Annotated in this window: 7 protein-coding genes and 1 pseudogene; 3 read left to right on the top strand and 5 right to left on the bottom strand. The window is 48.4% G+C overall.

Features of this window, described 5'->3' with window-relative positions; genetic code table 11:
* Window positions 1-113: 113 nt before the first annotated feature.
* From IEY34_RS10765 to isdC, 4 genes are all read right to left on the bottom strand, one after another.
* Window positions 114-515, bottom strand: a complete 402-nt coding sequence (locus IEY34_RS10765; protein WP_189011225.1) for a hypothetical protein — start codon at window positions 513-515, stop codon at window positions 114-116.
* 364 nt (window positions 516-879) lie between these two features.
* Complete coding sequence (locus tag IEY34_RS10770) at window positions 880-1,863, bottom strand: FecCD family ABC transporter permease (protein ID WP_189011227.1); 984 nt, start codon at window positions 1,861-1,863, stop codon at window positions 880-882.
* Between the two features lie 47 nt (window positions 1,864-1,910).
* Complete coding sequence (gene isdE, locus IEY34_RS10775) at window positions 1,911-2,831, bottom strand: heme ABC transporter substrate-binding protein IsdE (protein ID WP_229757572.1); 921 nt, start codon at window positions 2,829-2,831, stop codon at window positions 1,911-1,913.
* Window positions 2,832-2,841: 10 nt separating this feature from the next.
* Window positions 2,842-4,659: a heme uptake protein IsdC gene (gene isdC, locus IEY34_RS10780; protein WP_189011229.1), complete on the bottom strand. Its 1,818-nt coding sequence runs from the start codon at window positions 4,657-4,659 to the stop codon at window positions 2,842-2,844.
* A 433-nt stretch (window positions 4,660-5,092) separates the two neighbouring features.
* Here isdC and IEY34_RS10785 point away from each other — a divergent pair, with 433 nt between their 5' ends.
* Genes IEY34_RS10785 through isdG form a run of 3 tightly spaced genes read left to right on the top strand, consistent with a single transcriptional unit; the run spans window position 5,093 to window position 8,163 of the window.
* Window positions 5,093-6,031, top strand: coding sequence for an ABC transporter substrate-binding protein (locus IEY34_RS10785; protein ID WP_189011349.1), 939 nt, complete (start codon window positions 5,093-5,095; stop codon window positions 6,029-6,031).
* Window positions 6,032-6,034: 3 nt separating this feature from the next.
* Window positions 6,035-7,033, top strand: a complete 999-nt coding sequence (locus IEY34_RS10790) for a FecCD family ABC transporter permease (RefSeq protein WP_189011231.1) — start codon at window positions 6,035-6,037, stop codon at window positions 7,031-7,033.
* Window positions 7,030-8,163, top strand: coding sequence for a heme oxygenase (gene isdG, locus IEY34_RS37525; RefSeq protein WP_189011232.1), 1,134 nt, complete (start codon window positions 7,030-7,032; stop codon window positions 8,161-8,163). The genes IEY34_RS10790 and isdG overlap by 4 nt, the downstream gene beginning before the upstream one ends.
* Window positions 8,164-8,302: 139 nt before the next feature.
* On the opposite strand, the pseudogene IEY34_RS10800 reads toward isdG, so the two are convergent.
* Window positions 8,303-8,635, bottom strand: a pseudogene (locus IEY34_RS10800) (IS6 family transposase); the annotation flags it as partial.
* Between the last annotated feature and the right edge of the window lie 415 nt (window positions 8,636-9,050).

Raw genomic sequence — 9,050 nt, forward strand, 5'->3', positions numbered from 1 at the left:
ACACTCCTTCTTATTCGGTCTTGGAGCAAAGGCAAGCGCCAAAGCGAAAGCGATCAGGATGGATCACGTTTCACCTCGGCGCATTGACTTTTCAGCGTCTCTTGGACACAGTATTAATTCCAGTGAATAGTAAGATTATAAGTTTGCGAATGAGGTCCAGCATTTACGTAAAGCTGAGTATCAATATCTTCCGTTGGGTCGGAATTAGTGAAAGTGAACACCGAGTTGCCGCTGCCATTAATGGATTTGGACGCAGTAACAAAAGTGCCGGAACCGTTGTCCGCTTTTAAATCGCCATAGCTATTGCCTGTCAGCGTGACAGTAACCGTTGTTCCTGTTACGTCCGCGGAACCGACAATAAATCCGCTAACATGAGAGTTGTAAGGGGAAGTGGCACTCCCGTTGTAGTAGAATTGATAGGATTTGCTTGCGGCGAAAGCAGGAACTGCAAAAGCAAGAACCAGGACAAATACCAACATCATCATCGAGAAAGATTTTTTGATAGACAAATTCATTTAGAAACACTCCTTCATCATTTTTATTTTTTCATTTCTAACGGATCAATTTGGTGCAAACCGGACTTTCAAGCCTTTGAAGCAGCGCTGTTACGCAAGCCTCCTTTCTACCAAAGACTCGTGAACGCCACGAAAATATCCGATATGTGCAGATAATGATAATCATTATCAATCATGCTGTAAAAAAAAAGCTTCTGGCTTCGACACGTTGATCAGGCCAATAATCTGTGTCTCTTCACGGTGATCTCGTCGAAGATGTGTGCACCATCTATCGACAACCCTATCTTAGCTATGTGCCTCAAAATTTGTCAACCCTTTTTTTATCATTTCTTCTAAAAATTTCTTGCATCGGAAGTTTGGCTGCTCAACGTCCATAAACGCGATCGCTTTTTCTAAGCAAAAATATGAGAAAGGGACCTCCGATAACGGTCATAATAATGGACGCAGGAATTTCCGCAGGTGCAAGGACCGTTCGGCCCAGCGTGTCCGCAGACAAAATAAGCAGCGCTCCGGCAAGCGCCGAGAACGGAATCAATACTTTATGATTGGAACCGACCAGCAAACGGGCAATATGAGGCACCAGCAACCCGACGAACACAATCAAGCCTCCGATGGCCGTAGCAACCGCTGCCAAGAGAACGGCAATCATTGAAATCAACAGACGCGCTCTGGATACATGGAGTCCCACACTTTGGGCGGATTTATCCTGCAAAGCCAGCAAATTGCACCATGGACTCGTGAGCCAAGCCAGCACGAAACCAACCACACCGTAGATCAGCATGATCCAGACATCTCCCCAATTTTTCATCGTAAAGATCGAGGTTACAGCCTGATTGATGCTGGTTACGGCGTAGCTGCCCCGGTAATTAAACGACTGCCCCAAGCCGCTGAAAGTGGCATTGATAGCAATGCCTACTAGAAGAATACGGATGGGATTCAAGCCTGATTTCCACGCAAAAGAATAAACGAGAAAGCAAGCCAAAGCTCCCCCCACGCACGCCAATAGCGGCATCCAGAAAAATAGATTGGGAAAAATCGAGACGACGAGAATGGAAACAAAGCCCGCTCCCGAAGAAATACCGATCACGCCTGCGTCCGCCAATGAACTGCGCATGACAGCTTGCAGCAGAACGCCGGAGACGGCTAACGCCGCCCCAACAAGCGAAGATACAATGATGCGGGGCAGCCTCAAATCTCTGATGACTTCTACCTGCTTGTTTGTTCCTGTAAATAATCCTTGAATAAGTTCGATCCAGCTAACCTTAATGCTCCCCGTACAGACCGAGTAAATAAAAACGGCAATGAGAAGAACGATAACGCCCCAGATACTCCATATTTTTTTATTCATAACAAGCAGCTTCCTTCGCAAGTTGTTCGCACTCTTTCATGCTCTGTTTAAGGGAACAGCATCTTAACCGTAGCATCGAGAGCTTCTCCTACAGCTAGATTCCCCGTCGTCGGAAATAAGTCTTCCGGCAAATCATACACCCTATCACTCTGCACCGCAGAAAAATGCTTCCATATGTCATTCTTCTTGAATTCCTTTTCGAACATCTTCACGACTTCTTCCGGCATGCCGTGGGCTGCGCGCAGAATCACATCGGGATTGGACTTCTGCAAATATTCGGTGTTGGAAGCCAAGTACTCCACCTTCTCGCCTTCCACGATATTTTTGCCGCCTGCCAGTCTGACCAGATCGCCGATATAGGAATTTTCCGTCGCCACCAGATAACTCCCTGGGACGCCAAGCAGTATAAGCACTTTCGGCTGCTTCTTTCCTGCAATTTGCTTCTGGATTTGTTCAACCTTGGCGTTGTTGCCATTCACCAGTGCGGCGGCCTGCTTCTCTTTCCCAAACCTGCTGCCAATATCCAGAATCGCCTTATTCATATGCTCCAGACTCGTAAAATCGAGAAAGCGGGCTGTGAGATTGGCATTCTTAAAAACCGGAGCAAGATCGTATTCCAGCGTTGTCACCGACAACACATCCGTCGGCTCGAGCGACTTGACGATCTCCATATTCGGCGTCATCGGATTGCCCACTTTCGTTACACCATCATAGCGCTTGGGCAAAGTCTTAACACTCGTGGGAACCCCGACTAGATCGAGATCGAGGGCGTCCATGAACTGCGTAACCGCCACCGTTGTCGAGACGATTCGTGGAGATTTGCTCTCCATCGGTACTGACGTCTGAGTCGCCGTACCGCCGGAACCGGTATCCGTCGTGAGATTCCTCGCCGCATCGTTGCCGGAACAGCCTGACGCCAGAATGGCTATCGCTACTACGGAAACATTGAACCATCTAATCATGCGCATGCGAAAGAGATCACTCCTTACTCTTCTTTTGAACCAGTTTCATTACGAGGCTAACAGCTTCAGCTCTTGTCGCGCTTGCCTCGGGAGCGAACTCGTTGTGATTACGTCCGCTAATCATGCCCGATTCTGAGGCGGCGGCGACTTCAGCCTGTGCCCACTCGGGTATGAGCGCTGCATCAGAAAATAACGGCTTCGCATTGGCATCTGTTTTTAATTGCAGCGCTCGCACAACGATAACGGCTAATTCCGCACGTGTAATCGTGCGATTGGCACGAAAAGTCCCGTCTTCGTAACCGCCAAGCAACCCGGATTCCGTGGCGGAGCCCAGATCGGGCTTTGCCCATTCCGGAATGTTCTGGCTATCGGTAAAACTTAGCGGCTTGGACGCCGCTTTAAGCTTCAAGGCCCGGTTCAGGAGCACGGCAAACTCCGCACGGTTGATTTCACCATCAGGATGAAACGTGCCGTCTTCGTACCCTTTCACGATTTCAAGATTGACAGCCTGCTCCACAGCAGCTTTAGCCCAATGATTCGTCATATCTTTCAGGCCGGAAAAAACCTTCTCATCCTGGACAGGCACAGGCCGGGGTTCCCCCGGAATAGCTTTGAGCGTTGCTGGATCCAAAATCAGTTCCACATCATACTCGTGGTCATAAAGAAATGAGGAGCTGACCTGCCAATAAATCTTCACCCATCCCTGTACTTTAGCCTTCAGATCTGGGACTTCAAACTGCACGGTACGCGTATTGTTGAGCTCATCTGCTGCGATGATTTCCGGTGACGACAGATTGCCGGTTGTTCCCAGCTTGATGGCCGTAATCTCCTTGCTCTGCTTCAGCGTAATCTGTACAACCATTTTGCCGTTCTTCACCAGCAGCCTGCCCGGGTTTATCACATAATCCTGCATGACGGAAACTTGTTCCGTATTGAACTTATGAAATTCGTAAGCCACGCTGTAGGTTCCGTCGGCAATCCCCTGAGGGTTCGTGGATACGGCTGATGCATGGATTGCCTTGCTGCTCCCTGTATCAGGCTCTAGTGCATAAACCGCCTGGTTTTGAACGGAGGCAAGCAAAGCGACCATCAGCACCGATGCGCTTGACGTGATTTTGATTGGTTTTCTATGACGCCGTTTGCCTCTTATCAAGTATATGATCGTTACGCCGGATAAAAGGAATAAGCCGGCGAGCATAGCGATCGGGGCATCATCGCCGGTTTGCGGATTTACGACCGTCTTCTGCTGTCCGGTATTTACGGTCATTTGGGTTATGCTGGAAGAAGGCTTAGCTAACGGGCTTGTACCTGCTGAACCCACTGCTGCAGTGCTGCCCCCAGCTTCTTGCGCCTTCCCGGCCCCCTGGACGCCTCCCGTTGGTTTAAGCGACTTAAGATCAAACAGAAACCGGATCGTGTAATCGTGATCATAGTCGATATCCGGTACAGTGACATGAATTTTGGCTAGCAGCGGTTTATTCAGATTCTCGATCTGGAAACGAGTTACGCGAGTATCCTCCGTTTTGTCGCTTGCAACGACTTCCGCACTTGGAAAATCACTACCGATTGCGGTTTTGAAAATTGTGATCCACTTGCTGTGATTCATTTGAAGCTCAGCCGTCACCGCCCCGTTTTTAACTTGCAAGACAGCGGGCTTTTCAAAATAATCGTTCGCCATTGAAGCTGAATCGTTCTCCGCTTTCGTGATCAGATAATCGATCTTGTAGGTACCATCTGACAAATCGGATGCAGCAAGGATCTTCGCTGGACTAAATAATTGCAGCTGACCTAACAAGGCTAGCGCAACAACGGGCAATACGAACTTTATCTTCATGGTTGGGCATTTCCTCCTTTGAATGTTTCAACAAAAAAAGACAATGATTATCATTCTCAATTAAAATTGAAAAAAAATGATGAATTCTCATCCTGTAACAACCCGCTTTTAGGTATTTCCCCCTTCGATTCCTCCTTCGATTGGGAAATATTTATATTTTACTGTTGAATTTTACCAATGCGTTGATAATAGCTTACTATTTTGAAAGATGTCAACCCTATTTTTCGAGACTGTCGTACAAAGCGAATAAATCTCAATAAAAATGAATGTCTCTGTCATCTGGTTAATTCTCCCAAAATAAGTATTGACAATGAGATTGATTCTCAATTAAAGTTAATAGTCAGAATGAGAATCATTATCTTAATTTGCTCAAGATTGGCTCTCACATTATCCCGTTGTACTTTGTACGAATTACTGGAGAAGGAGCATCATGATGAAAAAGGCGTTTTTATGGCCCTTAGCAGCACTTCTACTGCTGGCTGGATGCAGCCAACCCGCAGGTCAATCCATTTCGACGACTGCCTCGCAGACTGGGAGTATCCAAGACTTTGCCGGAAGAAACATCGTCTTTTCCAAAGTCCCTCAACGAATCGCCACGCTGAGCAACGGTGAATTGGATATCGTCTATGCCTTGGGGAGCGAAGTTGTCGGCAGACCAACATCCACCTCGCCCGTATGGGTGAAGGAAGCCGAAAAAGCTTTGCAGATCGGATCCGCCCATGGCATTGATTTGGAGAAGATCGCTCTCCTCAGCCCGGATGTTATCTTCGGCAACCAGCCGCTGAACAGCAAGGATATTCCTTCCCTCGAGGCTCTTGGCAGCAAAGTTGTCCTGTCTTCCGCCAATTCCATCGAAGACATTAAGAAACAAATCCAGCTTGTCGGCCAGGTTTTGCAAAAACAAGCGAAAGCTGCGGAACTTGTCAGCACGCTTAACGAGAAGCTGCGATCCTATACATCCGATGGCGGCACTTCCAAACCGAGAGTACTGCTCGTTTACGGTGCCCCCGGGACCTATATGGCTGCGCTCAACAATTCACTAAGTGGGGACATTCTGACTAAAGCTGGCGGAGAAAACATTGCCGCCGATTATCCGAAGTTGGAAAGCTACCCGCAATACGCACAGTTAAACACGGAGAAAATTGTGAAATCCGATCCCCAGCTTATTTTGCTGATGAGCCATACAAGCCCGGATCAAGTGAAGGATGGCTTTATGAAAGAAATGTCGCAAAACAGTGCCTGGAGCTCGTTGGATGCCGTGAAGCAAAACCGGGTGGAAGTGCTTCCCGCCGACCTTTTCGGTTCTAATCCGGGCACGCGCGTAACCGAGTCGCTGGATATCCTGCATAAGCTCCTGCTTGCGGTGAAGTAGCCTATGAACTTGCAGCAGCGCAGCTTTCGCCGAAAATGGGGATACGTTCTTGCTCCCTTTCTCCTGCTTGCCGTTACGTTCTATGGCTTGACCAGCGGCTCGGTCCCCCTAACACTCCATGACATCTGGCAGGTATTCACCTCTACCGGCGAGCCGCTTCATCATAAAATCGTGATGAACCTTCGGCTTCCCAGGGTTCTGATCGGGCTGTTGGTCGGTGCCTGCTTGGCAGCCTCGGGCGCTCTTCTGCAAGGCGTTATGAAAAATCCGTTGGCTGATCCCGGCATCATCGGCGTATCCGCCGGCGGCGGACTGGCGGCCATTCTGTCGATGATCGTGTTTCCACAGTTCAGTTTCCTTCTGCCGGTACTGGCTTTTGCCGGTTCTTTCATTACTTCGGTTTGCATCTATTTCCTGGCTTGGAGCAAAGGCTCTTCACCGCTCAAAATTGTGCTGGCTGGCGTCGCCATCAATGCCTTGATCGGTGCTGCGACCAATGGATTCATGGTCATTTACAGCGATAGAGTGCAGGCTGTCCTCCCGTGGCTCTCCGGCGGGCTCAGCGGCAGAAGCTGGTATCACTTATCGTTCATGGCGCCTTACGCCCTGACAGGGCTGGTTCTGACCTTTTTTGCGATCAAACCCGCCAATCTGCTCATGCTGGGAGAGCATACGTCCAAACTTCTCGGACAGAAAGTCGAGCTGCAGCGCTTCCTCCTGATTCTGCTCTCCTCCTTATTAGCGGGAGCCGCCGTCAGCGTCGCCGGTTTGGTCGGCTTTGTCGGACTGGTGGTCCCGCACGCCGTACGGCTGATGGTCGGAGACGATTACCGCTTTCTATTGCCGTTATCCATTGCGGGCGGAGCAGTGCTCGTCGTCTTCGCCGACACCATAGCGCGCTCCGCTTTCGATCCGATCGAGCTTCCTGTCGGTATTTTGCTCGCTGCGCTAGGTGCGCCATTCTTTTTATACTTGCTCAAGAAAAGGAGGATGGCAGGATGAGTGCTATCGAAGCGAACCACATCGAGCTGAGCCTGGGAGCCTTTGGTCTGCACGACCTGTCTGTTTCGTTTCCGCCTGGCGTCATGACAGCCATCGTCGGCCCGAACGGTTCGGGCAAGTCGACGCTGCTGAGCATCATCGCCCGCTTGCAGCAGCCCGACGGCGGTAGCGTCACCGTGTCTGGACGACCGGTCGAATCCTACAGCGCCTCTCAGTTCGCCCAAACCTTAGCTATGCTGATCCAGTCCAAAGATCAACTTCCCGAGCTAACTGTCCGAGAACTCGTTACTTATGGACGCGCACCCTACAAACGAATATTTGACCGTCTGAGTGCAGATGATCATGACACCGTAAACTGGGCGCTGCAAATGACGGGGACTTCCAGACATAGTGACCGGATGTTTCATACTTTATCAGGAGGTGAGCAGCAAAAAGTACGCATTGCCATGGCCTTAGCGCAAAAAACATCGATTCTCCTGCTGGATGAGCCGACGACTTACCTCGATATTGCCCATCAGCTGGAAGTGATGGATATGCTGCAGGCCATCAACCAGGAGTATCGACTCACGATTGTCATGGTGCTTCACGATCTACAGCAAGCAGCCGCATACTGTCATCATATGATTGCCATGAAGCGTGGCCAAGTCGTTGCATCCGGTCAACCAAAATCATTATTAACAGACCGGTTTTTACAAGACGTATATCACATTGAGGCCAAGGTCAGATTCGAAGACGACTACCCTGTCATTATCCCAATGAAGGCTACATACAAACCTAAGGAGGATTTATCCATGATTATTGTAACGAACACTTCGCACATCACCAAAGGCGAGGCCCACAAACTGATCGAGCGCTTTGATAAAATCGGTAAAGTCGAATATATGGAAGGCTTTCTCGGACTGGAGGTCCATTTGACGGAAAATATCAAAGAGTATGATGAAGTGAGTGTGGTAACCCGTTGGCGTTCCAAAGAAGATTTCAACGCGTGGACCAAAAGCGAGGCTTTCCGTGAATCCCATGCCCATGGAGGGACACCATCGTATATCATCTCGAACAAAATATCCTTCTATGATGTGAAAATTGTTCGTCAGCCTCTTCAAGCGGAAGATGCGTCGGCAACCGCAAGTTAATGCTACCCTTGCATGAATAAATATAGGAGTTAAGCCGCGTTGCTTGCGGTTTAACTTTTTTTCAAATTAATCCGAATAAGAGCTTTGTTGCAGCACCATATGTTAATTGAGTTACAGATGAGTTTGTAGGCGTTAGTAAAAAGCATTTATCCAGTGCCGTCATATCACGATTTTCAGATAACATGAAATCAATCGTTTTCCCCATAGAATCAACTGCCCGATATAAATACTTCCATTGACCTTTGACTTTGATGTAGGTTTCGTCCGTACGCCACGAATCGTTTGAGGGTTTCAAATAGCTGCGGATTCGTTTATCTATTTCGGGTCCACGCTCATGGACCCATCTCATGATCGTTGTATGGGATATCTTTAACCCTTGCTCGCTCATCATTTCTACGATGTCTCGATAGCTTAAACTATATTTTAAATACCATCTCACGGTTAGTAAAATGATTGCTGATTCATATTGCTTTCATTTAAATAAATCCAATTTGATTTCCAAAGTAAGTTGCTCCATCCCATGACTTCATTATCGATTACGTTATCATGAATTAGAGCTTTGCACCACAACCTTCTAAGCCGACTGTCACAAATGAAGATTTCTCGTTTGAACGAAGTCATCATTTCCTTCTCACCAATATAAGAGGCATCCCTCACTGAATAGTAAAAGAATAACACCAGTTTCCCCGACATAAAAAACAGAACCCCACATATATCCCATGGAGTCCCCGTCTTCACCATCTTATTCTAAACACTCTCTTACAACCGCCCATCCCGAAACCTCACAACCCGCTTCGCCTGCTGCGCTATCGCATGGTCATGCGTAATCAAAATTATCGTCCTACCCTGCTCATTCAACCTCTTAAATATATCCATAATCTCAATCC

The organism is Paenibacillus marchantiophytorum, from assembly GCF_014640555.1.
GTDB classification, from domain to species: Bacteria; Bacillota; Bacilli; order Paenibacillales; family NBRC-103111; genus Paenibacillus_E; species Paenibacillus_E marchantiophytorum.

Coding starts and splice junctions, on each gene's coding strand:
- IEY34_RS10765 (WP_189011225.1), bottom strand. CDS start 515: ATGAATTTGTCTATCAAAAAATCTTTCTCGATGATGATGTTGGTATTT.
- IEY34_RS10770 (WP_189011227.1), bottom strand. CDS start 1,863: ATGAATAAAAAAATATGGAGTATCTGGGGCGTTATCGTTCTTCTCATT.
- isdE (WP_229757572.1), bottom strand. CDS start 2,831: ATGCGCATGATTAGATGGTTCAATGTTTCCGTAGTAGCGATAGCCATT.
- isdC (WP_189011229.1), bottom strand. CDS start 4,659: ATGAAGATAAAGTTCGTATTGCCCGTTGTTGCGCTAGCCTTGTTAGGT.
- IEY34_RS10785 (WP_189011349.1), top strand. CDS start 5,093: ATGAAAAAGGCGTTTTTATGGCCCTTAGCAGCACTTCTACTGCTGGCT.
- IEY34_RS10790 (WP_189011231.1), top strand. CDS start 6,035: ATGAACTTGCAGCAGCGCAGCTTTCGCCGAAAATGGGGATACGTTCTT.
- isdG (WP_189011232.1), top strand. CDS start 7,030: ATGAGTGCTATCGAAGCGAACCACATCGAGCTGAGCCTGGGAGCCTTT.